Annotated in this window: 23 protein-coding genes; 12 read left to right on the forward strand and 11 right to left on the reverse strand. The window is 72.8% G+C overall.

Going from position 1 to position 25,173, the window contains the following annotated elements:
• Positions 1 to 43 precede the first annotated feature (43 nt).
• The 6 genes from ACIBQ1_RS04810 to ACIBQ1_RS04835 all read left to right on the forward strand — a co-directional run bounded on the left by ACIBQ1_RS04810 (position 44) and on the right by ACIBQ1_RS04835 (position 7,809).
• Entirely contained in the window at positions 44 to 1,531 is a 1,488-nt protein-coding gene (locus ACIBQ1_RS04810) for an alpha-L-fucosidase (RefSeq protein WP_397274643.1), read from the forward strand.
• A gap of 16 nt (positions 1,532 to 1,547) precedes the next feature.
• Positions 1,548 to 4,040, forward strand: coding sequence for a family 78 glycoside hydrolase catalytic domain (locus tag ACIBQ1_RS04815; protein WP_397274644.1), 2,493 nt, complete (start codon positions 1,548 to 1,550; stop codon positions 4,038 to 4,040).
• Positions 4,037 to 5,032: a hypothetical protein gene (locus ACIBQ1_RS04820; RefSeq protein ID WP_397274645.1), complete on the forward strand. Its 996-nt coding sequence runs from the start codon at positions 4,037 to 4,039 to the stop codon at positions 5,030 to 5,032. Before ACIBQ1_RS04815 ends, ACIBQ1_RS04820 begins: the two co-directional genes overlap by 4 nt.
• A 9-nt stretch (positions 5,033 to 5,041) precedes the next feature.
• Complete coding sequence (locus ACIBQ1_RS04825; protein ID WP_397274646.1) at positions 5,042 to 6,436, forward strand: glycoside hydrolase family 28 protein; 1,395 nt, start codon at positions 5,042 to 5,044, stop codon at positions 6,434 to 6,436.
• A gap of 190 nt (positions 6,437 to 6,626) precedes the next feature.
• Positions 6,627 to 7,187: a hypothetical protein gene (locus ACIBQ1_RS04830; protein ID WP_397274647.1), complete on the forward strand. Its 561-nt coding sequence runs from the start codon at positions 6,627 to 6,629 to the stop codon at positions 7,185 to 7,187.
• An 82-nt stretch (positions 7,188 to 7,269) separates the two neighbouring features.
• The gene (locus tag ACIBQ1_RS04835; RefSeq protein WP_397274648.1) at positions 7,270 to 7,809 is read left to right on the forward strand and encodes a hypothetical protein; all 540 of its coding nucleotides are present in this window, start codon (positions 7,270 to 7,272) and stop codon (positions 7,807 to 7,809) included.
• A 29-nt stretch (positions 7,810 to 7,838) separates the two neighbouring features.
• On the opposite strand, the gene ACIBQ1_RS04840 is transcribed toward ACIBQ1_RS04835, so the two are convergent.
• Positions 7,839 to 8,741: a MurR/RpiR family transcriptional regulator gene (locus ACIBQ1_RS04840; protein ID WP_397274649.1), complete on the reverse strand. Its 903-nt coding sequence runs from the start codon at positions 8,739 to 8,741 to the stop codon at positions 7,839 to 7,841.
• Positions 8,742 to 8,896: 155 nt separating this feature from the next.
• On the opposite strand from ACIBQ1_RS04840, the gene ACIBQ1_RS04845 reads away from it, so the two are divergent.
• The 5 genes from ACIBQ1_RS04845 (at position 8,897) to ACIBQ1_RS04865 (ending at position 14,424) form a co-directional block, all read left to right on the forward strand.
• Positions 8,897 to 10,270, forward strand: a complete 1,374-nt coding sequence (locus tag ACIBQ1_RS04845) for an MFS transporter (protein WP_397274650.1) — start codon at positions 8,897 to 8,899, stop codon at positions 10,268 to 10,270.
• Positions 10,267 to 10,695 carry a GAF domain-containing protein gene (locus ACIBQ1_RS04850; RefSeq protein WP_397274651.1) on the forward strand — a complete coding sequence of 143 codons (429 nt, stop codon included), beginning with the start codon at positions 10,267 to 10,269 and terminating at the stop codon, positions 10,693 to 10,695. The genes ACIBQ1_RS04845 and ACIBQ1_RS04850 overlap by 4 nt, the downstream gene beginning before the upstream one ends.
• Complete coding sequence (locus tag ACIBQ1_RS04855) at positions 10,692 to 11,903, forward strand: amidohydrolase family protein (RefSeq protein ID WP_397274652.1); 1,212 nt, start codon at positions 10,692 to 10,694, stop codon at positions 11,901 to 11,903. The genes ACIBQ1_RS04850 and ACIBQ1_RS04855 overlap by 4 nt, the downstream gene beginning before the upstream one ends.
• Positions 11,904 to 12,021: 118 nt before the next feature.
• Positions 12,022 to 12,819, forward strand: a complete 798-nt coding sequence (locus tag ACIBQ1_RS04860) for an alpha/beta hydrolase (RefSeq protein WP_397274653.1) — start codon at positions 12,022 to 12,024, stop codon at positions 12,817 to 12,819.
• Positions 12,820 to 12,888: 69 nt separating this feature from the next.
• Positions 12,889 to 14,424, forward strand: coding sequence for a carboxylesterase/lipase family protein (locus ACIBQ1_RS04865; RefSeq protein WP_397274654.1), 1,536 nt, complete (start codon positions 12,889 to 12,891; stop codon positions 14,422 to 14,424).
• 128 nt (positions 14,425 to 14,552) lie between these two features.
• On the opposite strand, the gene ACIBQ1_RS04870 is transcribed toward ACIBQ1_RS04865, so the two are convergent.
• The 3 genes from ACIBQ1_RS04870 to ACIBQ1_RS04880 all read right to left on the reverse strand — a co-directional run bounded on the left by ACIBQ1_RS04870 (position 14,553) and on the right by ACIBQ1_RS04880 (position 17,840).
• On the reverse strand, positions 14,553 to 15,221 hold the full coding sequence (locus ACIBQ1_RS04870) for a GntR family transcriptional regulator (RefSeq protein WP_397274655.1): 669 nt from the start codon (positions 15,219 to 15,221) through the stop codon (positions 14,553 to 14,555).
• On the reverse strand, positions 15,218 to 16,342 hold the full coding sequence (locus ACIBQ1_RS04875) for a CaiB/BaiF CoA transferase family protein (protein WP_397274656.1): 1,125 nt from the start codon (positions 16,340 to 16,342) through the stop codon (positions 15,218 to 15,220). The genes ACIBQ1_RS04870 and ACIBQ1_RS04875 overlap by 4 nt, the downstream gene beginning before the upstream one ends.
• A 64-nt stretch (positions 16,343 to 16,406) precedes the next feature.
• Positions 16,407 to 17,840: an aldehyde dehydrogenase family protein gene (locus tag ACIBQ1_RS04880; RefSeq protein ID WP_397274657.1), complete on the reverse strand. Its 1,434-nt coding sequence runs from the start codon at positions 17,838 to 17,840 to the stop codon at positions 16,407 to 16,409.
• A gap of 67 nt (positions 17,841 to 17,907) precedes the next feature.
• Here ACIBQ1_RS04880 and ACIBQ1_RS04885 point away from each other — a divergent pair, with 67 nt between their 5' ends.
• Positions 17,908 to 19,071 carry an acyl-CoA dehydrogenase family protein gene (locus ACIBQ1_RS04885; RefSeq protein ID WP_397274658.1) on the forward strand — a complete coding sequence of 388 codons (1,164 nt, stop codon included), beginning with the start codon at positions 17,908 to 17,910 and terminating at the stop codon, positions 19,069 to 19,071.
• Here ACIBQ1_RS04885 and ACIBQ1_RS04890 read toward each other — a convergent pair whose 3' ends face one another.
• Genes ACIBQ1_RS04890 through ACIBQ1_RS04920 form a run of 7 tightly spaced genes read right to left on the reverse strand, consistent with a single transcriptional unit; the run spans position 19,072 to position 25,173 of the window.
• Positions 19,072 to 20,139, reverse strand: a complete 1,068-nt coding sequence (locus tag ACIBQ1_RS04890) for a C45 family autoproteolytic acyltransferase/hydolase (RefSeq protein ID WP_397274659.1) — start codon at positions 20,137 to 20,139, stop codon at positions 19,072 to 19,074.
• Positions 20,136 to 20,732, reverse strand: a complete 597-nt coding sequence (locus ACIBQ1_RS04895) for an FMN-binding negative transcriptional regulator (RefSeq protein WP_397274660.1) — start codon at positions 20,730 to 20,732, stop codon at positions 20,136 to 20,138. Before ACIBQ1_RS04895 ends, ACIBQ1_RS04890 begins: the two co-directional genes overlap by 4 nt.
• A 5-nt stretch (positions 20,733 to 20,737) precedes the next feature.
• Positions 20,738 to 21,736 carry a P1 family peptidase gene (locus ACIBQ1_RS04900; RefSeq protein ID WP_397274661.1) on the reverse strand — a complete coding sequence of 333 codons (999 nt, stop codon included), beginning with the start codon at positions 21,734 to 21,736 and terminating at the stop codon, positions 20,738 to 20,740.
• On the reverse strand, positions 21,733 to 22,470 hold the full coding sequence (locus tag ACIBQ1_RS04905) for an ABC transporter ATP-binding protein (RefSeq protein ID WP_397274662.1): 738 nt from the start codon (positions 22,468 to 22,470) through the stop codon (positions 21,733 to 21,735). The genes ACIBQ1_RS04900 and ACIBQ1_RS04905 overlap by 4 nt, the downstream gene beginning before the upstream one ends.
• Positions 22,467 to 23,393, reverse strand: a complete 927-nt coding sequence (locus ACIBQ1_RS04910) for an ABC transporter ATP-binding protein (protein WP_397274663.1) — start codon at positions 23,391 to 23,393, stop codon at positions 22,467 to 22,469. Before ACIBQ1_RS04910 ends, ACIBQ1_RS04905 begins: the two co-directional genes overlap by 4 nt.
• Entirely contained in the window at positions 23,390 to 24,208 is an 819-nt protein-coding gene (locus tag ACIBQ1_RS04915) for an ABC transporter permease (RefSeq protein WP_397274664.1), read from the reverse strand. Before ACIBQ1_RS04915 ends, ACIBQ1_RS04910 begins: the two co-directional genes overlap by 4 nt.
• Positions 24,205 to 25,173 carry an ABC transporter permease gene (locus ACIBQ1_RS04920; RefSeq protein WP_397274665.1) on the reverse strand — a complete coding sequence of 323 codons (969 nt, stop codon included), beginning with the start codon at positions 25,171 to 25,173 and terminating at the stop codon, positions 24,205 to 24,207. Before ACIBQ1_RS04920 ends, ACIBQ1_RS04915 begins: the two co-directional genes overlap by 4 nt.

Consider the following 25,173-nt stretch of genomic DNA (forward strand, 5'->3'; position numbering starts at 1 on the left):
TAAATATACAATGAGTAAATCGTTTCAATAGGATAGGCAGGTCATGCGCGGGTTTCTGCCGGACTGGGAGTCGTTACGCCGTCACCGCATCCCCGGGTGGTTCGGGGAGGCCAAGTTCGGCATCTGGTCGCACTGGGGCCCGCAGTCCGTCGGGAGCTCCGGCGACTGGTACGCCCGCCACCTCTACGGCATGCAGCCCTGGTCCGAACCCTGGGAGCGGCGAAGGGCCGAGCGCCAGCACGCCCACTTCGGCCGGGGCGGCGGCGCGAAGGACCTCTTCCATCGCTGGCGCGCCGAGCGCTTCGACCCCGACGAGCTGATCGACCTGTACGTCTCCAGCGGCGCCCGCTACTTCGTCGCCCTGGCCGCCCACTGCGACAACTTCGACCTGTGGGACTCCAAGCAGCACGCGTGGAACGCCACCCGCGTCGGCCCGCGCCGTGACATCGTCGGCGCCTGGGAGCGGGCGGCCCGCGCCGCCGGGCTGCCGTTCGGGCTCAGCTTCCACAACAACTGGACCTGGCGCTGGCTCGACGTCGCGCACGGCGCCGACCCGGACACCGGCGAGCCGCACGACGGCGGGCTGACCAGGGGCGACGGCGCCGGCACCTGGTGGGAGGGCCTCGACCCGGCCGAGCTCTACCCGGACCGGCACGCCCCGGGCGCCAAGCCCCCGCCCCGCGTGGCGGACCGCTTCTACGCCCGCGTGCGCGAGGCGCTCGACCGCTACCGGCCCGACCTGGTCTATCTCGACGACGGCCGCCTGCCGTTCGACGCGGGCAGCGTGGTCGAGTCGGAGCCGGTCAGCACGCGGGGTCTCGACCTGCTCGCCCACTACTACAACACCTGCCCGACCGGCGGCCTGGTGACCGTCAAGGACGTCCCCGACGCCGACCGCACCGCCGTCGTCCTCGACTGCGAACGCCGCCAGCTGGACGCGGCCCAGCCGTACCCCTGGCAGTTCGACACCAGCGACGGCGAGTGGTTCGACTGCTCGGACGACGACCCGATGTTCCACCCGCGCAAGACGTCCCAGCAGGTCGTCCACACGCTGATCGACGTGGTCAGCAAGAACGGCACCCTGCTGCTCAACGTCCCGCAGCGCGCCGACGGCACCGTGGACGAGCACGCCCGCGCCCTGCTGGGCGAGGTGGGCGAGTGGCTGCGGGTGTGCGGCGAGGGCGTCTACGGCACGACGCCGTGGCGGCGGGCCTCCGAGGGCGCCACGGGCCTGGGCGAGACCAAGGGCTACGAGGGCTACAACGAGGCCGACCGCGCCTACCGACCGGGAGACATCCGCTTCACCCGGCGCGGCGACGCGGTGTACGCAACCCTGCTCGCCTGGCCGGCGGACCGGACCGCCGCGATCACCAGCCTGGGCACCGGCGCGGGGCTGCTGGAGCGCCGCCCCGCCGGGGTCGAGCTCCTGGGTCACGGCCCCGTCGCCTGGCGGCTGGCCGAGGAGGCCCTCTACGCCGACCTGCCCCCGAAGCCGCCCACGAAAGCCGCGTACATGATCAAAATCACCTGACCTGGAGCCCATCGCCATGGTGACGAACCTGCGAACGTGCGACCTGATCGACCCCCTCGGCATCGAGATCACCCGGCCGGCACTGAGCTGGCAGCTCACCGGCACCGAGACGCAGACCGGTTACCACATACAGGTCGAGCCGGGCTTGTGGGACACCGGCGAGGTCGAGTCGGCCGACCAGCGCGTGGTGTACGACGGGCGGCCCCTGACCACGCGTACGGCGGCCCGCTGGCGGGTGCGGATCCGCGACGCGGCCGGCCGCTGGTCCGGCTGGAGCCCGGACGCCCATTTCGAGCTGGGCCTGCTGCGCCCGGACGACTGGTCGGCCTCGTGGATCACCCACCCCGACTGGTACGACGAGGGCAACCCGCGAGCCGGCGAGGGCCGGCCGCTGCCGCTGCTGAAGGGCGAGTTCGTGCTGGCCAGGCCGGTCACCCGCGCCCGGCTGCACGTCGCGGGCCTCGGTGTCTACGTCGCCACGGTGAACGGCGCCCCGGTGACCGACGCCGTGCTGGAGCCCCCGTACACGGACTTCACCAGGCGCGTGGTCTACGCCACCCACGACGTGACGGAGCTGCTGCGCGAGGGCCGCAACACGCTCGCCGTAGAGCTGGGCCCGGGGATCGCGCACGTCTTCCCGCACCAGGACCGGTACATGAAGTTCTTCGGCTCCAAGGTCGCCCCGCGCGCCATCGCGCAGCTCGAACTGGGCTACGCCGACGGCTCGTTCGGCCGGTTCGTCACGGGCCCGGACTGGCGGGCCGCCGACGGCCCGACCGTGCGCTCGCACTGGTACGGCGGCGAGGACCACGACGCCCGCCGCACCGCCGCCGACTGGCGCCCCGTCACCGTCGTCCCGGGCACGAAGGACGTGCTCAGCTCGCGCGCCTGCCCGCCCGTCAAGGTCACCGAACGGCTGCCGGCGACCGCCAGGCTCGTCGCCACCGACGGCACTCCGGTCTTCGACGTCGGCGCGGTCGTGGCCGGCTGGGCCGAGCTGAGCCTGGACCTCCCGGCCGGCCGCCACCTGCGGCTCGTGCCCGGCGACCAGCTCGACGACTACGGCCGCGTCATCCAGTCGAAACCCACCACCGGCGCGCCGATCTTCAACACGTACGTCACCAAGGACGGGCCGCAGACCTGGCACCCGAGCTTCCGCTACGACGGCTTCCGCTACGTCGAGGTGCAGGGCCTGCCCGAGCACGCGGGCCCGGAGGCCGTGACCGCGCTCGTGCTGCGTGCCGGCAACACCCCCACCGGCACGTTCGAGACCTCCGACCCCCTGGTCAACGACATCCACGCGATCATCGACCGCGCGGTGCGGGGCAACATGTACAGCGTCCTCACCGACTGCCCGCACCGGGAGAAGCTGGGCTGGCTGGAGCAGACCCACCTGCTGTTCGACGTCGTCGCCTACAACTACGACGTGGCCGCCTACTACCGCGAGCTGCTGGTCACCATCGCCGAGGCGCAGACCCCGGACGGGCTGGTGCCGGACATCGCGCCGGAGTTCCTGGTGTTCGACGCCCCCTTCAGGGACGACCCCAACTGGGGCGGCGCGATCGTCCGCATCCCGTGGCAGCTCTACCGCTGGTACGGCGACCCGTCCGCGATGAGGACGCACTACGACGCGATGCGCCGCTACGTGGACTACCTCACGTCCAAGGCCGAGCACGGCGTCCTGGGCCACGGGCTGGGCGACTGGATCGGCCTGGACGACTCGACGCCCGTCCCGCTGGTCTCGACCTGGGGTTACTGGCGCGCCGCCGACACGATGGCCCGCGCCGCCGGGGTGCTGGGCCGCGACGAGGACGCCAAGCGCTACCGCGCCCTGTCCGAGCAGATCACCGCCGCGTTCACCCGTACCCTCGCCGAACCCCGCAGCCAGGCGTCGGAGATCCTGGCCTTCGACATGGGCGTCGTCACCGACGAGCGGGTGCTGGACCGGATCGCCGAGGCGGTGGCGGGCGGCGGCATCACGGTCGGCGAGATCGCGCTGCCCGCCCTGTTCAGGGTGCTCGGCCGGGCGGGGCGGCATGACGAGCTGTGGGCGTTCGCCACCTCGACGAGCCACCCCAGTTACGGCTACCAGGTGAGGCACGGCGCCACCGCGCTCACCGAGGCGTGGGACGGGCCGACGCGGGGCCTGTCGCAGAACCACTACATGCTCGGCGCCATCGACTCCTGGTTCTACCGCGGCCTCGGCGGCATCGGCCAGGCCCCGGGCTCGAACGGCTTCCGCAGGCTGCTGATCGAGCCCGCCGCCCCCGGCGACCTGGAGTCGGTGCGGGCGAGCACCGGGACCCCGTACGGCACGGTCGAGGTCTCCTGGACCCGCGCCGACGGGGAGTTCACCCTCGACGTGACGGTCCCGCCGGGCTCGTCGGCGGAGGTGCGGCTGCCCGATCTCGGGCTCGCGCGGCACACCGTCCCGGACGGGGCGGTCAAGCTCGGGGCCCGCGCCTACGAGGTGCCCGCCGGGCACTGGACGTTCGGGACTGCTCGATGATCGGGACGTATGACGGCGCCCGAATCCGGACGCCGCACAAGGCCGGCAGGCTGCTGGTCGAGGGGTCGCGGGAGCCGGGCAGGTTCGACAGCCTCTTCGTGGACTGCCCGTTCGTGTGCTCCGACGGCGGCGAGTACCTGATGACGTACGTCGGCTTCGACGGCACCGGCTACCAGACCGCGCTGAGCCGCTCGGCGGACCTCGTGTCGTGGACCCCGGGCGAGGTGATCCTGCCGCGCGATGCCGCGCACCCCTACCGGGGCTACAACGCGGCGCTCACCTCGATCGTCCGCGACAACCGCCTCGGCTCCCCCGGCCAGGTGACCCGGGTGGACGGGCGGGCGGTCGGCACGTACCACGCCTATCCCGAGGCGGGCATGGAGATGGGCGCGGCGGTCATCGGGTTCGTGACCAGTGGGGACCTGCGTACCTGGGAGGACGTCGGGCCGGTGCTGCGCCCGCAGGACGGCGGCGCGTGGGAGCGCGGCGGCCTCTACAAGTCGTGGCTGCTGCGCCACGACGGCCTCTACTACTGCTTCTACAACGCCAAGAACCGCACCTACGACGGCTGGCGCGAGCAGATCGGCTACGCCGTCTCCCCCGACCTCGAACGCTGGGAGCGCCCGGAGCCCGGCCCGGTCGTCCCGCACGGCGGTCCGGGCGAGTTCGACGAGCGTTTCGCCTCCGACCCGTGCGTGCTGCGCGACGGCGACTGGTGGGTGATGTTCTACTTCGGGCTCTCGTTCGACGGGCACGCCCGGGAGAGCTACGCGGTCTCCCGCGACCTGCGCACCTGGCGCAAGAGCGGCGAGATCCTCGTCGACGTGGGCCTGCCGGGCTCGGCCGACGACACGTACGCGCACAAGCCCGCGCTCGTCTCCCACGGCGGGCGGCTCCACCACTTCTACACGGCGGTGCGGCGGGTGGAGCCGTACCGGATCGGCGAGCACACCCTGGTCGAGCGGCGCGGCATCTCCCTGGCGCATGGATAGGAGGACTCGATGAACCGGTCCCGCAGGAGCTTCCTGGCCGCCGCGGCCGGCGCCGCGCTGGCGCCCCAGCTGGCCGGCCGGGCGGAAGCGGCCCCCGACCTGGGAGGCTGGGCCAGGGTGCCGCTGATCCGGCGGCGGATCAGGCCGCCCCGCTTCCCCCGCCGCACCTTCCCCGTCACGCGTTACGGGGCGGCCGGCGACGGGACCGCGATGTGCACCGACGCCTTCAGGCAGGCGGTCGCGGCCTGCGCGGCGGCGGGCGGCGGGCGCGTGCTGGTGCCCGCGGGGATGTACCTCACCGGCGCGATCCACCTGGCCGGCAACGTCGAGCTGCACCTGGAGGCGGGCGCCACGATCCGGTTCAGCCGCAACCCGGCCGACTACCTGCCGGTCGTCCACACCCGCTACGAGGGCGTCGAGCTGATGAACTACTCGCCGTTCATCTACGCCTACGGGCAGGAGAACGTCGCGATCACCGGCAGCGGCACGATCGACGGCCAGGCCGACGCCACGCACTGGTGGGACTGGTCGGGCGACCCGCCGCCGTCCGAGCGGCCCGACAAGAACCTGCTGGCCGCCATGGCCGAGCAGGGCGTGCCGGTGGCCGAGCGGGTGTTCGGCGAGGGCCACTACCTGCGCCCCAACCTCATCCAGCTCTACCGCTGCCGCAACGTCCTGATCGAGGGCGTGACGGTCAAGGACTCCCCCATGTGGAACATCCACCCCGTCCTGTGCGCCAACGTGACCGTCCGCGAGGTCACCGTGGACAGCCCGAACGGCCCCAACAACGACGGCTGCGACCCCGAGTCCTGCGTGGACGTGCTCATCGAGCGGTGCGAGTTCAACACGGGCGACGACTGCGTGGCGATCAAGGCGGGCAAGAACGCCGACGGCCGCCGGGTCAACGCGCCCTCCATGAACGTGCTCGTGGACTCCTGCGTGATGCGCGACGGCAACGGCGGCGTGACGATCGGCAGCGAGACCACCGGCGGCGTGCGCTGGGTCTACGCCTGGAACTGCACGATGAGCAGCGCCCGCCTGGAGCGCGCGATCCGCGTCAAGACCAACCCCGACCGCGGCGGCTACGTCAGGGACGTCTACTTCAGGGACATCACGGTGGGGCAGGCGGCCGACGCGGTGATCGAGGTGGCCCTGAACTACGAGAACAAGGACACCGGCCCCTACTTCCCCGACGTGGGCGCCATCGACGTGCGCCGCCTGCGGGCCGGGCGGGCGCCCCGGGCGTTCAACCTGATCGGTAACCCGGGCAACCCGATCAGGGGCGTGCGGGTGGCCGACAGCGTGTTCGAGGAGATGGCCGAGGACGACGTCGTGCGCGAGGTGACGGGGTTCGTCCTGCGCGACGTGTGGGTCAACGGCCGCCGAGTCGACTCCGGAGGATGAGACGGCTCCGGGACGAGGCGGGCCCGCCGCCGGCCGGGGTCGCCGGTACGGCATCGTCGTGACCCTCATGAGCACCCTGATGGCCTGGGCGTACGTCTGGTTGCGCTACTTCGCCTGACGGGGGAGATCAGGGGAAAGTCAGGGGCGATCACCGATGAGCGCCCCTGCGTGAGGGGGCATCGTGGCCCTCATGAACCGCCTCACCCAGATCTCCTTCACCGCGGCGCCCGCCACGCTGCTCGCCGGCACCCTCCTCATGCGCCTCCCGGATGCGGACTACGTCGGCGGGCCGTGGTGGGCGGCCGCGCGCGCGGTCCTGCTGGCCGGGTTCCTGATGTTCGGCGTCATGATCACGGCGCTGCGCGGCATGGGCGGGCCCGTGACGGGCGGGTGGCGGGCGGCGGTGGACACGGCGACGGGGCTGGCGCTGCTCAGCACCGCCGCCAACGTCGTCGGCCTCGCCGTCGACCTCTACAACAGGTTCGAGAGCCAGCGCGTCATGGCGTGGGAGCCGCTCGTCTACGGGGCGGCCTTCGCCGCCCTGGTCGCGCTGGCGTCCGTCCTCGCGGCGCTGCGGCGGGTCACGCTGGTGAGCGCGGTCGTCACGGCCACGGGCGTGGCGGTGCTGATCGGCGGGTTGCTCCAGCCGGCCCTGACACCGGTCGGCATGGCGCTCATCTGGCTGGGCACGCTGCTGCTGAGCCGGGGCCCCGCCGAACCGGCGGGGCAGATGGGCTACCGGCTCCCCTGAGATCGGCGCGATCACCCGGGCCCAGAGCGGGTACGTCCATGAAGGTCCCAGTTCCCGGCTTTCATGAAGGAAGTGGTTCTCCATGCTCTACGTCTTCGGCTTCGACCGGGTCGGCGTGGCGGTGAGCGACATCTACTTCGTCGACCCCAACCCCGCCAGGGGCCAGGAGGGCGCCGAGCGCGGCGTACGTCTGGAGCTGCGGAAGCTGGAGCCGGGCGAGCTGAAGGGGTCGATCTACTCGGCCCGCCCCATCACCGTCGAACGGCCTCTCTGGCGGATCGACCTGCTGGAGTCGGTCAGCGGCACTCCCGGCAGCTTCGACCGCACCCACCATCACCCCGGCGTCGACGGGTGGGAGCCGGGGCGGCGGGTGTTCGACAAGGAGCTCTCCGGCGAGCCGCTGAAGTGGCTGGGCGAGCGGCTGGCCAACCTGGAGGGCGTGCTCGACTCGGCCGGAGTGGACCGCGACGAGGTGAGCCCGGCGGACGTGGCCGGGCTGCGCGAGCGCGCGCAGGAGATCGTCGACACCGTCGGCCGCCTCCTCGACGGCGTGCGCTCCGGCGACCTGGCCACCCCGCCGGGTGACGCGTCGGCCACCGGCGTCCGGGCGAGCTGGCTGTAACCCCCTTGTGATCGGCCGGGCGGCGCTGATCAGGATCCAGGGGGTCCGGGCGGGGGGCTGGGGGTAGCCGGGCGGCGGTGGAGCAGGCCGAAGCGTGTCCACATGGCCTCCGCCGCCTCGATCGAGGCGCCCGTACGGGCCGGGTCCACGGCGGCGAGCTGGGTGACCAGGGCCTGGGCGACCGCCATGCCCGCCGTCAGCGACGGGAAGAACGCCTCTCCCTCCGCCGGCACCATGACCACCTCCTCCGCCGCCTCGGCCAGCGCGGGACTGGCCGCGTCCGTCAGGGCGAACACCCGCACCCCGCGCGAGCGGGCCACGTTCGCGGCCAGGACCGTGCTCTCGTACAGGCGCCAGAAGCTGATCGCCACCAGCACGTCCCCGGCGCCGAGGGCGGCCACCGTGTTGGCCAGCTCCGCGTCGCCGTTGGCCACGGCCGTGACGGGATAGCCGGCCAGGCGCGCGTTGTGCGCGAGGGCGAGCCCGACGGCCGCGTAACTGCCGTTGGCGACGATCACGGTACGCCCCGCCGCGGCGACGGCCTCGGCGATCGTGGCCAGGACGCCCTCGTCGAGGCGGCGGTTCAGCAGCGCGAGGCTGTCCAGGTCGCGCCGGAGGGAGCGGGAGCTGGGCGAGCCGGTGCCGCGGTGCTCGGCGGCCACCTGGCCGGCGCTCAGCGAGGACAGGTAGCGCGCCCGCAGCTCCTGCTGGAGCGCCGGCCACCCCGCGAACCCGAGCGCCTGCGCCGTACGCGTCACTGTCGCCACGTTCACCCCCGCGACCTGCGCCAGCTCCCCCGCGGATCCGAACGACGCCCGCCGCGGCTGCGAGAGCAGAATCTCCAGCACCGCGGCCGCCTTGCCCCGCAGCCCGCGCGGGGGCACCCGGGCGCGCAACCAGTCTTCGAAGCTGTCCGTGGCCTGCTCTGTCACGTGTCCCTCTCTCAACGCGGAAGTACGCCCGCAACGGTCCCATCCCACGGCAAGACGTCGCCAATCTGCAAAGACCATTGCAATTTCGATATTTCGCACTATATGTTGCTTCGCATTCGACCTGAAGGGCCATGACCTCGGGAAAGGTGTGCTCTATGACCTTGTTGGCCCGTCTGGACCGGCTCCCGCTGAGCCGCCCCCACTACCTGCTCCTCCTCATCGGCGGCCTCGGCTACACCTTCGACGGCATGGACTCGGCCGTCGTCGCGTTCTTGCTCCCCAGCGCGCAGGACGCCTGGGGCCTGTCCAACGGACAGCTCGGCCTCATCGGGTCCGCGACCCCGTTCGGGTTCCTGTTCGGCGCGACCGTCGCGGGTCTGCTCGGCGACCGCATCGGCCGCAAGAAGGTCATGATGTACGCGCTCGCCTTCTACGCCGTCTTCTCCGTGGTCGCCGCGTTCGCCCCGAACTACGAGGTCTTCCTGGCCTCCCGGGTGCTGGCCGGGGCCGGCGCGGGCGCGGAGAGCGCGATCATCGCGCCGTTCCTGTCCGAGTTCGTGCCGGCGAAGCGGCGCGGGTGGTTCATCGGCGCGCTGGCCGGGTTCTTCTCGTTCGGGTTCGTGATGGCGGCGCTGATCGGGCGCTTCGTCGTGCCGACGATGGACGACGGCTGGCGGATCGCGCAGGTGATCACCGCGCTGCCGATCGTGATGCTGCTGTGGTGGCGCCGCTCGCTGCCCGAGTCGCCGCGCTTCCTGCTGCAGCACGGGCGCGTGGACGAGGCCGAGGCGGTGGTCGCCGACCTCGAACGCCGCGTCGAGCGGGCCACGGGCCGGCCGCTCCCGCCGGTGCCCGACTCGGCCCTCCAGCCTGCGGCCGGCCCGGCCAAGGTCAACCTGCTCAGCGCGCTCCGGTTCCTGTGGAGCCCGGTCATGGCCAGGCGGACGGCCGTGACGTGGCTGGTCTGGTTCGTGATCACGTTCTCGTACTACGGGTTCTTCTCGTGGATCCCCACCCTGCTCGTGCAGCGCGGCATCACGGTGACCAAGAGCTTCGAGTTCTCGATCATCATCTACCTGGCGCAGGTCCCCGGCTACTTCTCCGCGGCCTGGCTGTCGGAGCGGCTCGACCGCAAGAACACCATCGCGATCTACCTGTCCGGCTCGGCGGTCAGCGCGTTCTGGCTGTCCCAGATGGACTCGCCCGCCACGATCACGCTCGCGGGCGCGGTGCTGTCGTTCTTCCTGAACGGCACGTACGCGGGCGTCTACTCCTACACCCCCGAGGTCTTCCCCACCTGGATCCGCGCGACCGGAACGGGCCTGTCGAGCGCGTTCGGGCGGGTCGGCAGCATCCTGGCGCCGACGATCATCGGGCTGTCGGCGGCCCGGCTCGGCTTCGGCGGAGTGTTCGGCTTGACGACGGCGGTGCTGGTGGCCGGGGTGGCGTGCGTGCTCGTGTTCGGCCTGGCCACGGCCGGGAGATCACTTGAGGAATTGACGGAGCCCGCTACAGGGGAGACCAGATGACCGCGTTGAGCGAGCTCGAGGAGACGCTACGGCGAAAGGTGGGAGTGCGGCTGTTCACGGTCCTGGCCTGGGTGCCGGAACGGCGAGCGCTGCGCCGCGTCCACACCAGCCATCCCGAGCAGTATCCGGTGGGCGGGGAGAAGACCGTGGAGGTCGCCCAGGGCTGGCTGGCGCGCTGCATCGAGGGCCGGGAGCCGTACTTCGGCAAGGACCGGGCCGCGGTACGGGAGATCTTCGCCGACCACGAGCTGATCGAGAGCCTGGGCTGCGGGACGATCATCAACGTCCCGGTGGTCGACCGAGGGGAGGTGCTCGGCGTGCTGAACATCCTCGACGCCGAGGGAAGCTATGACGAGGAGTCGGTGGCCGTGGCACGGTCGCTCGCGCCGCTCGCCGTCCCGGCACTTCGCGGGGGTGCGGCGTGAGCCTCCTACTGCGTAACGCCCTGGTCCTGGACGTGACGAGCGGCGAGTACGCCGAGGGCGACCTGCGCTGCGCGGACGGCCGGGTCGCCGAGGCGGGGCCCCGGCTGAGCGCGCCGGACGGCACGCGGGTGATCGACGTCGCCGGGGCGCACGTGGTGCCGGGGCTGATCGACGCCCACGTGCACGTCACCGCCTCCACCGCGAACCTCGGCACGCTCGGCGCCATGTCCCCCTCCTACGTCGCCGCGCACAGCGCCCGGATCATGGGCGAGATGCTCGACCGGGGCTTCACCACGGTGCGCGACGCGTCCGGCGCGGACTACGGGCTGGCCGACGCCCAGGTGGAGGGGCTGATCCGGGGCCCCCGGCTGCTGTTCTGCGGCAAGGGGCTGAGCCAGACCGGCGGCCACGCCGACTTCCGCGGCCGGGGCGAGCACCAGCGTGACGACCACCCGTGCTGCGCCGGCGTCGGCCGCGTGGCCGACGGCGTCGACGCCGTACGCACCGCCGCCCGCGACGAGCTGCGCAAGGGCGCGCACCACATCAAGGTCATGGCCTCCGGCGGCGTGGCCTCCCCGACCGACCGCATCGACTCGACCCAGTACTCCATGGACGAGCTGCGCGCCGTCGTCGAGGAGGCCGAGGCCGCCAACCGGTACGTCGCCGCGCACGCCTACACCGCCCGTGCCGTCAACCGGGCCCTCGAAGCCGGGGTCCGGTCGATCGAGCACGGGAACCTGATCGACGACGCGAGCGTGGAGCTGTTCCTGCGGCACGAGGCGTTCCTGGTGCCGACGCTGGTGACGTACTGGGCGCTCAAGGAGGAGGGGCTCGCGTTCGGGCTGCCCGAGGGGAGCTGGCGCAAGGTGGACGAGGTGCTCGAAGCCGGGCTGGTCGCGCTGGAGCGGGCCGCGAGGGGCGGGGTGCGGCTGGCGTACGGGACCGACCTGCTGGGCGGCATGCACCGGCACCAGAACCACGAGTTCCGGCTGCGGCGGGAGGTGCAGCAGCCGATCGACGTGCTGCGGGCCGCGACGACCGGGGCGGCGGAGCTGGTCGGGATGGCGGGCGAGGTCGGCACGCTGGCCGTGGGGGCCCACGCGGACCTGCTCGTGCTCGACGGCGATCCGCTGGCCGACATCGACGTCCTCGCCGACCCCTTCCACATCCGCCACGTCGTCCAGGCCGGCCGCGTCGTCTCCGGCTGAGACCCCTCGGAGGGACCAGCGCCACGGCGCCTCGGGGCTCCTTGAGGAGGCGGCGGAAGCCGCCGCTCCAGGGGGCGGTGGAAGTGCGGTGGGGCGGGCGGCGTTGCATAGTGGCAGGGTGACGACGCTGACGCGCGCCGCCCTCGTGGTGGTCGCGGTGCTGGTCCTGCTGCTGGCCCTGCTGTGGGTGTTCCAGCGGCGGCTGATCTACCTGCCCGACAGCGCCCCCGTGCCGCCCGCCGGCGAGGTCGTCCCGGGCGCGCGCGACGTCACGTTCACGACCGGCGACGGGCTCCGGCTGGCCGCGTGGTACGTCCCCGGCACCCGCGGCGTGACCGTCCTGATCGCCGGCGGGAACGCGGGCAACCGGCGGGAGCGCGCCCCCCTGGCCCACGCGCTGTCCGAACACGGGCTCGCGGTGCTCCTCATGGACTACCGCGGCTACGGCGGCAACCCCGGCACCCCGACGGAGGAAGGGCTGCACCAGGATGCCCTGGCCGCCCGCGACCACCTCGGCGACACCCGCGTCATCTACTTCGGCGAGAGCCTGGGCGCGGCCGTGGTCACCCGGCTCGCCCTGGAGCGCCCGCCCGACGGCCTCGTGCTGCGGTCCCCGTTCACCGACCTGGCCGCCGCCGGCCAGGTCAACTACCCGTTCCTCCCGGTCAGACCACTGCTATGGGACCGCTTCCCGGTCGCGGAGAGCATCCGGCGGGTGCGGGCGCCGGTCGTCGTCGTGTACGGCACCCGGGACACGATCGTGCCCCCGCGGCTCAGCAGGGCGGTCGCCGAGGCGGCGGGAGAGCGGGCCACGACCGTCGAGGTCGCCGGGGCCGGCCACAACGACCTGGTCATGCTGACCGGCGACGACGTCGTGGGCGCGGTGGTCGACCTGGCCGAGCGCATAAATCGCTAGTGCCACCACCCCCTCCCCGTGTACGGTCGGGAGCGAGGCGCTCACATGCGGTAATCAAAGGGGGGTCCAGTGAGACTCGTTCGCGTCGCAGCGGTAACGCTCTCCCTGGTCATGATCGCCACTCCCGCCCCCGCGGAATCGGCCCCGTCGCCGCAGGTGCGCACCGACAAGGGCGTGGTCAAGGGCGAGGTGCGCAAGGATCACCGCGCCTTCCGCGGCATCCCGTACGCCGAGCCGCCCACGGGCCCGCTCCGCTGGCGTCCGCCGCAGCCGGCCAAGCCGTGGAAGGGCGTCCGCGACGCGACGAAGTTCGGCGGCCAGTGCGCGCAGCTCGCCGAGTTCTACGGCGGCCGGACGTCGTACGGCGAGGACTGCCTCTACCTCAACGTCACCGCCCCGCGCCGGGGCCACGACCGGCCGGTCATGGTGTGGCTGCACGGCGGCGGCAACGCCAGCGGCAACCCCGCCTTCTACGATCTGACCAAGCTGGCGACCCGGGGCGACGTCGTGGTCGTGAGCGTCAACTACCGGCTCGGCGCGCTCGGCTGGCTGGCCCACCCCGCGCTGGAGGCGGGCGAGCGCTACCAGAGCGGCAACTACGGGCTGCTCGACCAGCAGGCGGCGCTGCGCTGGGTGCGGCGGAACATCGCGGCGTTCGGCGGCGACCCCCGCAACGTGACGCTGTTCGGCGAGTCCGCGGGAGCGGCCGACATCTGCGCCGGGCTGGCCTCGCCCACCGCCGCCGGGCTGTTCGACAAGACGATCGCGCAGAGCTTCAGCTGCTCCTCCGCCACGCGCACCGAGGAGCAGGCGGAGGCCGAGGGCGTCAAGTTCGCCGAGGCCGTGGGCTGTTCCGCCGGCCCCGCCGCCTGCCTGCGGGCGCTGCCGGCCAAGAAGCTGATGGAGGCGTTCCGGGGGCAGAACCCGTACCCGGTCGTGGGTGGCGACCACGTGCTTCCCCTGCAGCCCCGGGCAGCGTTCGAGAGCGGCCGGTTCAACCGCGTGCCCGTCATGCACGGCAACACGCTCGACGAGATGCGCCTGTACGCCGGCCTGACCTATCCGAAGCCGATCACGCAGGCGCAGTACGAACAGATCGCGCGCGCGACGTACGGGGCGAACGCCGCCCAGGTCCTGGCCCGCTATCCCGCCGCCGGCTACCCCGACCTGCGGATCGGGCTGGCCACCATGATGACCCACGGCACCGGCCCGCTCGCCACCTGCGCGCACCAGGACGCGTTCGCCCTGCTCTCCCGGGCCGGGGTCCCGGTCTACGCTTACCAGTTCGCCGACCGCACCGCGCCGCCGCTGATGGACGTGCCCGGCTTCGAGGAGGGCGCCGAGCACACGACGGAGCTGATCTACCTGTTCCCCGGCCTGCTCGGCCGGCTGAACGCCGAGCAGCAGCGGCTGTCGGACGCCATGGTCGGCTACTGGACGTCGTTCGCCCGCGACGGCCGCCCGCAGTCCGCCCGCGCCCCGGGCTGGCCGCAGTTCCGCGGCCCCGGCGACGTGCTCAGCCTGGCGCCGGGGCGCGGCGGCATCCACCCTGCCGACACCGCCGCCGAGAGCAACTGCGCCTTCTGGAGCTCGCTGCGGCCATGAGGTCCCATCGTGCGGACGGGCCCTGAAGTCGCAGCCCTGACCTTGGGGCCCGCACACCAGTGGCTCGAACGAGGTGGCGCCGGACCCCTGGCCGAGAAGCCGGACTCCTGCCCCAGCAGGCGGTCGGCTCAGGACGGGGGGTGGAGGAGGGATTCGAGCTCGGCGACCGCGTGGGCGCGATGGACGTCGAGTGTCGTCACGGCCTCGTCGGCGGCGCGCCGGCGCAGGGCGTCGAGGGTGGCGCGGTGCTCCTTGACGACCCGCTCCCGATTGCCCGCGTCGCCGTAGTACATCGAACGGTAGGCATCCGTGGTGTCCCACAAAGTCCTGATCAGGCGGACCAGCCGCGGCATGCCCGCGCAGTCGAACAGCGCCATGTGGAACAGCCGGTTGGCCGTCGCCATGGCCAGCACGTCACCCGCCGCCGCGGCCCGCTCGACCTCGTCCTGGGCCGACTCCAGCCGGGCGAGGTCGGCGTCCGTGAGCCGCTCGACGGCCCGGCGCACGGCCTCCTCCTCCAGCAGCTCGCGGATGCGGTAGACCTCGCGCAGGTCGTCGAGCGAGAGCGTCTCGACGAAATAGCCCCGATGCGCCTCGTATCTGACCAGGCCCTCACCCTGCAGCGTCTTGAGCGCCTCGCGCAGCGGGACGCGGCTGACCTCCAGCTCCTCGGCCAGCGCGTCCTGCCGGATGGGGGCGCCGGGGCGCAGGCGCCCGGTGGTGATGGCGCTCCGGATCTCGCCCAGCACGAACTGCTGGGCCGTCGGCGGCCTGCGTCGTGCCTGGTCCGGACTCACCGTCCCAATATCTCACGGACCCAGTCCTCGTCCTGCCCGAGCCCGGGTGGCGGGCGGCGGTAGGAGGGCGGGGTGGCGCTGAGCCGTACGGGGTTGGCGACCTGGCCGACCCCGTCCAGCTGTACGGACGGCTCCAGGCCGAGCTCGTCGGCCAGGGCGAAGGCGGCGGCGAGGTCGTTGATCGGGCCGCAGGGCACCCCGGCGGCGGTGAGCGTCTCGAACCACTCGTCCGCCGTGCGCTCCGACAGCGCGGCATTGATCTCGGCGACGAGCCCGGCGCGGGCGGCGACCCGGCCCGCGTTGGTGGCGTGGCGGGGGTCACCGGCGAGGTCGGGGCGGTTCAGCGCCGCGCAGAGCGCCTGGAACTGGCGGTCGTTGCCGGCCGCGATCACGATCGGGCGGTCGGCGGCCTCGAAGACCTCGTACGGGACGATGCTGGGATGCCGGTTGCCCATCGCCTGGGGAACCGCTCCGGCGGCGGCGTAGGCGGAGGCGTGGTTGGTGAGTGCCGAAAGGAGCGACGACAGCAGCGAGACCTCGACGTGCTGCCCCTCGCCGGTGCGGTCCCGGTGGCGGAGCGCGGCCAGGATGCCCAGCCCGGCGTGCAGGCCGGTGATCACGTCCACCAGCGCGACGCCGGCCTTCGTGCCGGGCCCGCCGGGCTCACCCGTGACGCTCATCAGCCCGCCCACCGCCTGCGCGATCAGGTCGTAGCCGGGCAGCCCGGCCCCGGGCCCCGACCCGAACCCGTTGATCGAGCAGTAGACGAGCCCGGGGTTGAGCTCGCGCAGGCCCGCGTAGCCGAGCCCGAGCCGGTCCATCGTGCCGGGCCGGAAGTTCTCGACCAGCACGTCCGCCCGGGCGGCCAGGGCCCGCGCGACCTCGATGTCCGCGCGCAGGTCGAGGGCGATCGAGCGCTTGTTGCGGTTGACGCCGAGGAAGTACGTCGCCTCGCCGTCCGGTGCGTAGGGCGGCCCCCAGGCGCGGGTGTCGTCCCCGGCGCCCGGCCGCTCCACCTTGACCACCTCGGCGCCCAGATCGGCCAGCAGCATCGTGGCGTACGGCCCCGCCAGCACCCGGCTGAAGTCCGCCACCAGCAACCCCGACAAAGCACCGCTCACGCGCCCTCCTTCGTCGGTCGCGTGAGCATGCTGCTGCGTCTAATTGTTCGCTCGCTACGCTCGCTCACGCCGGCGACCCGAGGTAGACGGTCATCGTGTGGGTGAAGAACTCGCGTGCCGCGCGCCCCTGCTCCTTGGGCCCGAAGCCGCTCTGCTTGACCCCGCCGAACGGCACGTACGGGAAGGTCCCGGCCGACTCGGAGTTGACGTGCAGCACGCCGACGTCCAGCCGCTCGATCGACCGCAGGGCCACGCCCAGGTCCCTGGTGAAGATGGCCGCCGACAGGCCGTGGTCGCTGAGGTTGGCCAGCGCCAGCGCCTCCTCGGTCCCCGACGCCCGCACCGCGCCCACCACGGGCCCGAACAGCTCGGTACGCCAGAAGTCCACCCCGGTCCCCGGCAGGTCGAGCACGGTCGGCGGCACGAACCAGCCGTCGCCGTCGTACGGCGAGGAGCCCGCCAGCGGCTTGGCCCCCTCGTCCACGGCCCGCGCCACCCCGGACGTCACCCGGTCCCGGGCGGCCGAGCTGACCAGGGGGCCCATCTCGACGTCCGGCGACAGGGGGTCGCCGACCACGAGGCGGGCGGCCCGGTCGGCCACCCGTTCCAGCAGTTCGTCCGCGACCTGGGAGGCCACGATGAGCCGCGAGGTGGCCGTGCACTTCTGGCCCGTGGAGCGGAACGCGCCGAGGCAGACCTGCTCGGCCGCGTGGTCGAGGTCGGCGTCGGCGAGCACGACGGAGGCGTTCTTGCCGCCCATCTCCGTCTGCACCGGCTTGCCCAGCTCGCCGCAGCGCGCGATCACGGCCCGCCCGACGGCGGTGGAGCCGGTGAACGAGACCGCGTCCACGCCGGGGTGGTCCACGATGGCCGAGCCGGCGTCGGCCTCGCCGTATACGAGGTTGAGCACGCCGTCGGGCAGCCCCGCCGACGCCAGCGCCTGCGCCAGCCGGTACGCCAGCAGCGGCACCAGCGACGACGGCTTCCACACGACGGTGTTGCCGTAGCTCAGGGCCGGGGCGATCTTCCAGGCGGGGATGACGATCGGGAAGTTGAACGGCGTGATCAGCCCGGCCACGCCGATCGGCTTGCGGACCACGAGGACGTTCTCGCCGGGCCGGGGAGAGGCGAAGATCTCGCCGCTCTCGCGGTCGGCCTCGCCCGCGTAGTAGCGCAGGATCCGGGCCGAGCCCCGTACCTCGGCGACCGCCTCCGGCAGCGTCTTGCCCTCCTCGCGGGCCAGCTCGGCGCCCCACTCGCCGGCGGCGGCGTCCACGATGTCCGCGGCGGCCACGAGCAGCGCGGCGCGGGCGTGGTGGGGCGTCGCCGCCCACCCGGGCGCGGCCTCGCGGGCCGCCGCGACGGCCCGCCCCACCTCGGCGGCGGAGGCGAAGCGCCCCCGCGCGACCACTTCACCGGGCCGGGCCGGGTTGGTGTCGGCGAACTCCTCGCCGTCGCCCTCGACCCAGCGCCCGCCAATGAGATTCAGAACGTCCATGGTCAACGCACCCTAACTGTGCCATATTGGATTTTCAATATTGGATCCAAAATACGGAGGCTGTCCGATGATCACCCCGACCGCGCTCTTCGCCTTCGACACGCTGCTCACCGAGGAGGAGCGCGAGATCAGGAACACGGTCAGGCGCGTCTGCGACCGGGAGATCCGCCCGTACGTGGCGCAGTGGTTCGAGGCCGGAGAGCTGCCGGCCCGCGAGCTGGCCCGCACGCTCGGCTCGGTCGGCGTGCTCGGCATGCACCTCGACGGCTACGGCTGCGCGGGCATGGGCGCGGTCTCGTACGGGCTGGCCTGCCTGGAGCTGGAGGCGGCGGACTCCGGGCTGCGCAGCCTGGTGTCGGTGCAGGGCTCCCTCGCGATGTACGCCATCTGGAAGTACGGCAGCGAGGAGCAGAAGCAGGAGTGGCTGCCCGCGATGGCGGCCGGCGAGCGCATCGGCTGCTTCGGCCTGACCGAGCCGGACTTCGGCTCCGACCCGGCGGGCATGCGGACCACGGCCAAGCGCGAGGGCGGCGACTGGGTGCTGAACGGCACCAAGATGTGGATCACCAACGGCTCGGTCTCGGACGTGGCGGTGGTGTGGGCGCGTACGGACGAGGGCGTCAGAGGCTTCCTGGTCCCGGCGGGCACGCCGGGCTTCACCGTGAACGACGTCAAGCACAAGATCTCGCTGCGCGCGAGCGTGACGAGCGAGCTGGTGCTCGACGGCGTGCGCCTGCCGGACGCGGCCATGCTGCCCGGCGCGAGGGGCCTGTCGGGGCCGCTCGGCTGCCTGAACGAGGCGCGGTTCGGGATCGTGTTCGGGGCGATGGGGGCGGCGCTCGACTGCCTGGAGACGGCCATCGCGTACGCCGGCGACCGCGAGGTGTTCGCCAAGCCGCTGGCCTCGTTCCAGCTCACCCAGGAGAAGCTCGCCGACATGGCGCTGGAGCTGGGCAAGGGCCTGCTGCTCGCCGTGCACCTGGGCCGGCTGAAGGAGGCCGGCGCGCTCACCCCCGAGCAGGTGAGCGCCGGCAAGCTGAACAACGTCCGCGAGGCCCTGGAGATCGCCAGGAAGTGCCGCACGCTGCTCGGAGCGAGCGGCATCACCCTCGAATACCCGGTGATCAGGCACTCCGTGAACCTCGAATCGGTGCTGACCTACGAGGGCACCTCCGAGATCCACTCCCTGGTGCTGGGCAAGGCGCTAACCGGGATCGCCGCGTTCCACTGATCAGAACGTCTGCCAGGTCGCCTCGGTGACCTGGCACGGCCCGCCCTGGTGGACCCGCAACCGTGCGTCGGCCAGGTCCAGCGCGATCGTCGCGACGGTCTCCCACCGCTGGTTGATCGGCATCGTCTGGTCCGGGTGGGCGCAGACGGGCGCGTCGTCGGGGCCGTGGCTGAGCATGGCCAGCGCCCGCTCGGTGTGGTCGTCGCTGCTCAGGCCCTCGATGTTGGCCCGCAGGTGCTGGAACCTGACGTACGTGCTGGGCCGGTCGGTGGAGTGCCGCTCCTCCTCGGCCAGCGCGGGGTCGAGGAAGTGGTTGCAGTGCTGCAGCACGCCGTCCGGCTCCGGCGGCACGACCGCGACGCCGGCCGGGGAGATCTCGATCGAGGCCGCGTCCGACATGGTCACGGCCGTGATGACGGTCGAGGCGGAGACGGTGGCGGAGCGCGCGATGTCGGCGGCCTCCTCGACCGTGGTGGCCTCGTCCAGGATCCTGCGGGCGATCAGGTGGACGGGCACGCCGAGGTCGGCCGTGTCGGAGTCGTGGCGCAGGATGTTGAAGTGGATGCCGAGCCCGGCCGTGTTCACCCCGATCTTGGCCAGCGCCCCGGCCTCGGTGAACGTGCGCACGACGTGCCCCGGACGCGGCTCCAGCTCCCAGAGCATGGGCGCGTCGCGCAGGTGGTCGTGCCAGTCCCAGGTCTGCACCGTGCGCGGCGTCTCCCCCGCCCCCGGCAGCACGACGGAGGTGGAGCACTCCCCCTCACCGGTCGCGTCGATGGCCGCCAGGATCTCCGTGCGCGCGTTGACGACGGCGACCTGCCATGGGTCCAGACCGACGCCGGACGCGATCCCCGCGATCTCCTCCGCCAGATGCGGCGCCCAGTCGGCAGTGCGCTCCAAGGCCAGCTCGCCCCACGCCCGGACCTGCGTCGCGGAGGCGCCCGCGACGGTGAACAGGTCGGAGTAACCGGCGAGATTGGCGAGGATCGCCCTGCTCCGGTGCGTGCCGAGTTCTTTGCCGCGGGCTCGGGGGTCAATCTGCGTCGACGTGAAGCTGGGGAAAGTCATGAACCATCCATCAGGTCGGCGAGCCTGGGGTTCTCGGCCGCGAACGAGGCGCGGACCCGCGCGTACCGCTCGGCGTCGATGTCCTGGCTCAGTTTGAACATGCTCTTCTCGGTATGCACATGCACCCGAAAAGCCACTACCCCAGGCAAGAGCGCCGCGAACCTCTCCCTGGACGCCGGGGTCGGCTCCCAGGAGGGCGAGCGGAGCGACTCCGCCGCCGCGACGGTCCGCTCCACCACGTCGAGCGCGTCGTCGACCAGTTCCACCCGGCCCGTCACGTGCACGGCCGCGTAGTCCCAGGTCGGGACGGCCGGATCGGTCGCGTACACGGTGGGCGAGACGTACCCGTGCGCGCTGGAGAAGACCACGAGCACCTCGGGCGAGGACGCGAAGGAGCGCCAGTGGGGGTTGGCGCGGGCCATGTGCCCGAGCAGCGCGCCGCCTTCGAGGGTGTCGCCTTCGAGGATGACGGGGACGTGCGTGGCGGCGGGCACGCCGTCCACCGTGCTGACGACCAGGGCGAACGGGTTCCGCCTGACCAGCTCGACCGCCTGGGCCGGGTCCTTGGCGGCGTAACGGGGGAAGACGTGCATGAGGGCTACTCCACCGCGCTCAGGACGGCGTCCCAGGCCAGCTCGGAGGCGAGCGTCCCGAGGCCGGTGGGCTTGACGCTCACCAGGTCCACCTCGTCCGTGGTCATCGCGAACAGCACGTCGCCGTCGTTCATGGTGTGGAACGGCTGGATGCCGCGGTGCATGGAGCTGTGCACCTGGCGGCCCACCTGGAGCAGCTCGATGTCGGTCAGCTTCACGTTCGTCACCATGACGGTCAGCGTGGTGTTGCCCATGACGGCCGGGGCCGGGTCGCCGACCATCGCGGCGTAGTCAGCGCCGGGGTGCCGGCGGGCGCCGTCCTCGGCGTGGTAGTTGCCGCGCACGATCCCGCCCTGCCGGTCGACGACCGCGCCGACGGCGTTGACCACCGTCGCCACCAGCACCTTGGCCTCGCCGAACGTGCCGAACGCGGCCCCCTGGCCGGCGAACTCGGCCCGGCCGAAGTCCACCTTGCCGGCGCTCGCCGTGCGTCCCGCGCCGCACCGGCCCACCGGGAACTCGCCTTCGACGGCGTTGCGGAGCGCGGCCCTGCCCAGCTCGCCGTCCGGGTAGACGGCGGTGTCCCTGGCCGAGAAGTCGTAGATCACCGCGCCGGACACGAGCTGGAGGTCGTCCCACCGGGTCCGGTTGTCCCTGCGGGCCAGCAGCTCGTCGCTCACGCCCGCCGCGGCGGCCAGCCCGTACACCGAGCCGCCGGCGAAGCAGATGGCGTGGTTGAAGTCGTACCCGCCGCTCACGCCGACCGCGCCACCGCGCGCGTCCACCGCCGTGCGCGCGCCGGCCGGGACGTGGATCACGGTGCACCCGGTGGGGCCCTCCGCGTACTCGGCCGTGCCGACGAGCACGCCGGGCAGGTCGAACGCGACCGACCCGCGCCCGGGGCTGGCCTGCGGGGTCAGCGGCAGGTCCGCGTTGCGCGGCACGCCGGGCGCGAACGACGATGGGGTCGCGAGCCGGGGCTCACTGGTCACAGTGTCATTCATAGGGCCTCCAGAAGCTGCTTCGAATACTCGTGGGCGGGTGCCGTGTAGAAGGTCGCCGTGTCGGCGGTCTCGACGATCTCGCCCTTGCGCATGACCGCGATCCGGTCGGCGACGTAGCGGACCGCGCCGAGGTCGTGGGAGATGAACAGGGCGCTGAAGCCGTACTCGGCCTGCAGGTCCTTGATGAGGTTGAGTATCTGCACCTGCACGGAGACGTCCAGCGCGCTGACGGCCTCATCGAAGACGATGAACCGCGGCCTGGTGACCAGCGCGCGGGCGATGGAGACGCGCTGGCGCTGGCCGCCGGACAGCTCATGAGGATAGCGGGAGGCGAACGACGCCTCCAGCCCCACGTGCTCCAGCATCTCGGTGACCGCGTCGCCGGCCGGTCTGCCGAGCACGGCCAGCGGCTCGGCCACGCTCTGGCCGACGCGCATGCGCGGGTTGAGCGACCAGTGGGGGTGCTGCAGCACGGCCTGCATCCGGCCCGCCAACTCCCGCCGCCGCTTGGGGAAGGGGCGGCCGTCGAACCTGACCGTGCCGGACGTGGGCCGCTGCAGGCCGAGCGCGACCCTGCTGCTGGTCGTCTTGCCCGAGCCGGACTCGCCGACCAGGCCGAGCGTCTCCCCCTCTGCGACGGACAGGGAGACGTGCCTCATGGCGTCCAGGTGGATACGCCGCAGCGGCGGGCCCGCGGCGAAGGTGACGGTGACGTCGTCGAGTTCGAGGATCATGCCACCACCTCTCCCGCGCGGTGGCAGAGCACGTCCTGCTCGCCGACCCGGACGGGAGCCGGCCGCTCGTGCTCGCAGCGCTCCTCCGCGAACGGGCAGCGCGGCGCGAAGGCGCACCCCGGGGACGGCCCGGTGAGGACGGGCGGACGGCCGGGCACGGGCTCCAGGCGGACACCCTGGGCCGCGGCGGCGGGCGCCGACCCGGCCAGCGCCGCCGTGTACGGGTGGGCGGGCTTGCCCAGCACCTCGCGGGCGGGCCCGGACTCGACCACCCGGCCGCCGTACATGACCGCGACCCGGTCGCACCTGCGGGCGACGGCGGGCAGGTCGTGGCTGAGCCACAGGATGCTCGTCCCGGCCTCGGCGGCCAGGGAGAAGACCACGTTCAGCACCTCCTCGCGCACCTGGCTGTCCAGCGCGGCGGTCGGCTCGTCCGCGACGAGCAGCTCGGGCGAGGTGGCCATGGCCATCGCGATGGCCACCCGCTGCGCCATGCCGCCGGAGAGCTGGTGCGGGTACGAGCGCATGACGCGCGGGTCGTCGAGCTTGACCCGCCCCAGATGGAAGCCCACGTCGGCGCCGCGCCCGAGCATCAGGCGGAGCTGGTTGCCGACGCGCATGGTCGGGTCGAGCGAGGCGATCGGGTCCTGGAAGACGAACCCGAGATGCCGTTTCCGCAGCCGGCGCAGGCGCTTGGGAGGCAGGTCGAACACCGGCTCCCCGGACACCACGACCTCCCCCTCGCTGCGCCGGGCCGTCCCGGGCAGCAGCCGGCCGACGGCCGAGCCGAGCGTGGACTTGCCGGAGCCGCTCTCGCCGACCAGGCCGACCGTCTCACCCCGCGCCACCTCCAGGTCGGCGCCGTCCAGCGCCCTGGTCGCGGCGTAGTCGATCACCAGGTTCCGCACCGTGAGCAGGCTCATGTCAAAGACCTCGTCTCCCGGGGTTCGAGCCGGTCGCGCAGCCCGTCGCCCACCACGTTGATCGCCAGGATCGCCGCCACGAGCACGACCCCGGGGCCGAGGATCAGCCAGGGCGCGGCGATCATGTAGGTGCCGCCCTGCTGGATCAGCACGCCGAGCGAGGCCTGCGGCGGCTGCACGCCGAACCCGAGGAAGCTCAGCCCGCCCTCGACCGCGATCCCGACCGACAGCGCGTACGTGCCCTGCACCGCGATCGTGCCCGCCACGTTGGGCAGGACGTGCCGGCCGAGCACCCGCGGCAGCCGGGCCCCGCTGATGACCGCCGAGGTGACGTAGTCGCGCTGCGAGACGGCCACGGCGGCGGCCCGCACCAGCCGGGTCATCAGCGGGATCGTCACCAGCACGATGCTGGCCAGCGCCGCCGTCTGCCCGGGGCCGAGCACGGCGGCGACCAGGATCGCGAGCACGATGGCGGGGAAGGAGTAGAGCACCTCCACCAGGCGCATCACCAGCTCGTTCAGGTAGCCGCCGCGATATCCGGCGATGATGCCGAACGTCGCGCTCAGTGCCGCCGTCACCAGCACCGCGACGGACGACAGCAGCAGCGTCGTGCCCACGCCCTCCAGGACGCGCGGCAGCACCGAACGGCCCAGGTTGTCGGTGCCCAGCCACCAGCCGGGCCCCGGCGGCTGCAGGCGCGGGCCGACGATCGCGTCCGGGTCTCCCCCGGCGCCGACCAGCGAACCCAGCGCGAACACCACCAGGACCGCCAGGCAGACGAGCCCGGCGACGGACAGCCGGTCCAGCTTCCTCATGAGCGCCTCCCCGCCAGCACGCCGAGTCTCGGGTCCAGGACGCCGACGAGCAGGTCGATCAGCACGTTCATCACGATGAACACCGCCGCCGCCAGCAGCACGCCCGCCTGCACGACCGCGTAGTCGCGCCGGCCGACGGCCTGCACGACGTACGAGCCGACGCCCGGCAGGTTGAACACGTGCTCCACGATCAGCGCCCCGCCCAGCAGGTACGCGGTGATGGTGCCGAGCAGCGTCACCACCGGGGTGGCGGCGTTGCGCAGGATGTGGTGCCGGACGATGAACCACGGCGACTCGCCGCGCCCGACGGCGGCCGTGACGTACGGCTCGACCAGCACGCCGAGCACGGCGTCCCGGGTGGTCCTGGCGGTGACGGAGACGGCGAACACCGACAGGACGGCGGCCGGCAACACCATCGTGGCCAGGTTCGCGGCCGGGTCCTGCGTGAACGGCACCCACGTGCCGACTTCCAGGCCGAGCGCGTACCGGGAGAAGACGAACACGACCAGGCTGCCCAGCACGAACTCCGGCACGCTGACGCCGAGCCCGCTGATCAGCCGCCCCGCCGCGCCGCCACCGCCCGGTCTGGCGCGCACGGCGGTGAGCACGCCCAGGGGCACCCCGGCCAGCGCGCTGGCGAGCACCGCCAGCACGGTCAGCTCGCCGGTCACCGGCAGCCGGGCCAGGAGCTCCGCGCCGACCGGCTGGCGGCTGATCATGGAGATGCCGAAGTCGCCGCCCCCGACGGCGGCCAGCCAGTGCCCGTACTGCATGAACACCGGCTGGTCGAGCCCGTAGCGGGCGGCCAGCTCCGCCTTCTGCTCGGCCGTGGCGAACGGCCCCAGCACGGTCTCCGCGAAGCCGCCGGGCATGAGACGCACGGCCGCGAAGATCAGCACGGAGACGCCCAGGAGTGTGGCGGCCGAGCTGAGCGCCCGGCCGGCCCACCACATCAGCAGGCGCAT

It is taken from the genome of Nonomuraea sp. NPDC050153, assembly GCF_044460125.1.
Lineage (GTDB): Bacteria > Actinomycetota > Actinomycetes > Streptosporangiales > Streptosporangiaceae > Nonomuraea.

Excerpts from the sequence above, each read along its gene's own strand:
- ACIBQ1_RS04810 (WP_397274643.1), top strand. The coding sequence starts at position 44 with ATGCGCGGGTTTCTGCCGGACTGGGAGTCGTTACGCCGTCACCGCATC.
- ACIBQ1_RS04815 (WP_397274644.1), top strand. The coding sequence starts at position 1,548 with ATGGTGACGAACCTGCGAACGTGCGACCTGATCGACCCCCTCGGCATC.
- ACIBQ1_RS04820 (WP_397274645.1), top strand. The coding sequence starts at position 4,037 with ATGATCGGGACGTATGACGGCGCCCGAATCCGGACGCCGCACAAGGCC.
- ACIBQ1_RS04825 (WP_397274646.1), top strand. The coding sequence starts at position 5,042 with ATGAACCGGTCCCGCAGGAGCTTCCTGGCCGCCGCGGCCGGCGCCGCG.
- ACIBQ1_RS04830 (WP_397274647.1), top strand. The coding sequence starts at position 6,627 with ATGAACCGCCTCACCCAGATCTCCTTCACCGCGGCGCCCGCCACGCTG.
- ACIBQ1_RS04835 (WP_397274648.1), top strand. The coding sequence starts at position 7,270 with ATGCTCTACGTCTTCGGCTTCGACCGGGTCGGCGTGGCGGTGAGCGAC.
- ACIBQ1_RS04845 (WP_397274650.1), top strand. The coding sequence starts at position 8,897 with ATGACCTTGTTGGCCCGTCTGGACCGGCTCCCGCTGAGCCGCCCCCAC.
- ACIBQ1_RS04850 (WP_397274651.1), top strand. The coding sequence starts at position 10,267 with ATGACCGCGTTGAGCGAGCTCGAGGAGACGCTACGGCGAAAGGTGGGA.
- ACIBQ1_RS04880 (WP_397274657.1), bottom strand. The coding sequence starts at position 17,840 with ATGGACGTTCTGAATCTCATTGGCGGGCGCTGGGTCGAGGGCGACGGC.
- ACIBQ1_RS04885 (WP_397274658.1), top strand. The coding sequence starts at position 17,908 with ATGATCACCCCGACCGCGCTCTTCGCCTTCGACACGCTGCTCACCGAG.
- ACIBQ1_RS04890 (WP_397274659.1), bottom strand. The coding sequence starts at position 20,139 with ATGACTTTCCCCAGCTTCACGTCGACGCAGATTGACCCCCGAGCCCGC.
- ACIBQ1_RS04895 (WP_397274660.1), bottom strand. The coding sequence starts at position 20,732 with ATGCACGTCTTCCCCCGTTACGCCGCCAAGGACCCGGCCCAGGCGGTC.
- ACIBQ1_RS04900 (WP_397274661.1), bottom strand. The coding sequence starts at position 21,736 with ATGAATGACACTGTGACCAGTGAGCCCCGGCTCGCGACCCCATCGTCG.
- ACIBQ1_RS04905 (WP_397274662.1), bottom strand. The coding sequence starts at position 22,470 with ATGATCCTCGAACTCGACGACGTCACCGTCACCTTCGCCGCGGGCCCG.
- ACIBQ1_RS04910 (WP_397274663.1), bottom strand. The coding sequence starts at position 23,393 with ATGAGCCTGCTCACGGTGCGGAACCTGGTGATCGACTACGCCGCGACC.
- ACIBQ1_RS04915 (WP_397274664.1), bottom strand. The coding sequence starts at position 24,208 with ATGAGGAAGCTGGACCGGCTGTCCGTCGCCGGGCTCGTCTGCCTGGCG.
- ACIBQ1_RS04920 (WP_397274665.1), bottom strand. The coding sequence starts at position 25,173 with ATGCGCCTGCTGATGTGGTGGGCCGGCCGGGCGCTCAGCTCGGCCGCC.